This is a genomic window from Enterovibrio norvegicus (assembly GCF_002876705.1).
Classification (GTDB): domain Bacteria; phylum Pseudomonadota; class Gammaproteobacteria; order Enterobacterales; family Vibrionaceae; genus Enterovibrio; species Enterovibrio norvegicus_B.
In genome coordinates this window covers 1-1,444 of the sequence record NZ_MDAG01000084.1, presented here as the reverse complement: position 1 = coordinate 1,444, position 1,444 = coordinate 1, and the positions used below count along the sequence as shown (strand labels likewise).

General features: G+C 40.4%; 2 protein-coding genes. Both read right to left on the bottom strand.

Translation table 11 applies throughout. The annotated features are described in order from the left end of the window. Positions 1-408: 408 nt before the first annotated feature. Positions 409-735 (bottom strand): hypothetical protein, encoded by a 327-nt coding sequence (locus BCT27_RS24720; protein ID WP_102397091.1) that lies wholly within the window; start codon positions 733-735, stop codon positions 409-411. A 137-nt stretch (positions 736-872) separates the two neighbouring features. Then, complete coding sequence (locus BCT27_RS24715) at positions 873-1,298, bottom strand: DUF695 domain-containing protein (protein WP_102397090.1); 426 nt, start codon at positions 1,296-1,298, stop codon at positions 873-875. Between the last annotated feature and the right edge of the window lie 146 nt (positions 1,299-1,444).

Below are 1,444 nucleotides of genomic sequence, written 5' to 3'. Positions count from 1 at the left end.
CTAAGCGCTTCGAGATTGGCAAGGTGTCCCGTTCATGACCATGTCAGCCGCTGAACTTTCATACTATCGCGGCTCTGCCGCCAACACCCATCGAACGCGCCATTTTGTGAGTTCAACTGCGGCCTTAAAGACAAAATCACTCGATAAAACCAAAAGCATTGAATTCAACTTAGCAAAGATAGCCACATGATTTTGCATCGAGTTTGGGATTGGTTTGATGAGCGTTTTCAGATTAAACAGCCTGCAACAAAGAGAGGAACTAGCTAGCCAAACATCGCAAACTAAACACGGAAAGAACTGACGGATAACGCCTCGCTTAACCGGCGCAAAATAGCAGGCTAAAATTGGCGACGAAGGAGCGCAAGCCTGCTGTTTTGCGTCCTTTGGTTTAAGCGTTTGTTATTGTGCTTACAGCAATTGATTAAATAACTCTGCACAAGGGTCGCTATTTTTAGTTATTTCTTGGTCAATCCACTCAGATGAAAAAGTATAATTATTCTCATCGAGTTTTTTGGTATCTATTCTTACTCGATCGTTTCTCTTAACTATCGATTTTCCATCACTCCCTGGACCAAGAATTAAATGCACACAAATATATGACCCGTTGTTCAAATCTTTCACATAGTTTTTCGAGTACCATCCCTCTTGCGCTAAATGTGACGGGATATCTTCGTTTTTCACATACTTGAGTTCATGCTCTTTAAACGCTGACTCAATAACTGAATCTGGTAACAATTGTTGACTCCTTCATTACTAAACTTGGCACATAACGGGTGTTTACTTGCCCAAAATGTTTGTAACGCCTGAATCACTGAGTTTCTATGAAAAAATGCGCCACGAGTAAACATCCCGCTCATGCTCTTGTTAGCCAATTAACTGAAATCTCTTATTAAATTCTCATAGTCAGACCAACTTGGATCATCGTAAAAATTTATCTCAATTGGAAAGCGTGGTTTTCCCTTAGCCATATCATTGAATTTGCCTAAAAACAGGTCTCTATTTGAGATGTAGAACACGAACTCTTTCAGATTGTTACCTGTTCGGCTGTAAGCACGCTCTGCGAAACTATTAGTTTCATACAGCTCTTCAAGAATGTCCTCAAGTTCAATCATACTTGTGTTTAAATCTTTATTTGGCATTCCATTGTTGCTAACACCATCATACTTCCAAGAAATAACCACCAACCAGTTTAAATCTTTCCTAATTTTTTCAGCTGGGAGTTCATTTACAAACGAGTAGATAACTGGATAGCCACCCTCAGTTACTTCTCCGATAATCCCCTTTGCGTCTTTATCCATAGAGGCACATCCAAATAAGTTAACAATTAAGAAAAATGTAATGAATCTAAGCACATAGCCCTCCGGTGGCTAACGCTGTGATAACGGGCACTTGCCCGCACTGAATCTGACCAAACCCATGTATTCACACCACTTTCTAAGCGCTT